We start from the raw sequence: 956 nt of genomic DNA, 5'->3' as shown, positions 1-956 counted from the left end.
GCGCCGCCGAACAGTTGGACGTCGATCGTCGGAAGCGCCGCGGAGATCATGGCGCAAACCCGTGCGCCTGAGGTTCCCGTGGGCAACTCGAGGCACACATCGCGGAGTGGGCTCGGCAAATTGGCAAATGGTTCGGTCGGTAGCTCGCGAGCGTCGAGTTGGTCCTCACCCTTCAGTTCGACGGACAACGTCAGCACTCGTACGGCGAGTCGAATGCCGTGTTCGTTGTCGGGGAAGCGCGAGGACTTGAACTTCGGAACTCGTCGAGCGACCCTGCGGCTCAGAGCAGGACCTTCGCCTACCGTGATAACCTCGACGACACGATGCTCGATCAGATCCAACATCGCCTCTCGGGCCCGATCGGTTACCGGTATGAGCGGATCGGCGTCGTCATCCTCTCCCCCGCTCGTGAAGGCGATTTCGATGACAAGATCACAGGTTTGCTCAAAAGGTATGCCGCCGTTCTGGCGGCTGAACGCCTCGCCCTCGTCATCCTCCGTCGTGATGGTGATGATCGGCTCGAAGTCCTTGCTGCTCGGTGGATCCATCGCGGAATCGAAGACCCGGCCCGGGCAGATCGCTGCAATGACGGGGTCGGCGAGCAGGTCTCCCGAGACCRCAAGACGCAACGCAGTTCGAGCAAGACTCATGTTCAGACCCTGAGCGTGATTTTCGTCGTGTTGAGATCGTCCGGAAGTGCGCTCACGACGAAGAAGCGCTCGCCTGTCGCAATCCGGCGGATCTCGTCACCTGCCTTGATCCAGCTCGGCACGACCACGGTAGCGACTTTGATATGGGCGGGTTGCGCGGCGTACTCGCGCGTCCAATCGCCGGAGCGTCCACGACCCTGAGCACGAGCCATCTCGGCTTCCGAGACGAAGGCACCTGTAAAGGTAAATTCGGGACGGCTCGGATCGGTGGTAGTGCCGGCGTCTGGATCGGACACGGAGCGTGTT

2 protein-coding genes are annotated in these 956 nt (G+C 61.6%); both read right to left on the bottom strand.

The genetic code is table 11. The annotated features are described in order from the left end of the window. Nucleotides 1-650 (bottom strand): hypothetical protein (locus AC1DT3_RS22665; RefSeq protein ID WP_477467418.1); only part of this gene is annotated, 650 nt, incomplete at its 3' end. A 2-nt stretch (nucleotides 651-652) separates the two neighbouring features. Then, the coding region (locus AC1DT3_RS22660) for a hypothetical protein (protein ID WP_477467417.1) at nucleotides 653-956 on the bottom strand (304 nt) is incomplete at its 5' end.

The sequence above is a fragment of the Microvirga sp. P4_G7 genome, assembly GCF_056401005.1.
Note: the sequence above shows the minus strand (reverse complement) of the source record. Positions and strands in the feature narration are given on the sequence as shown.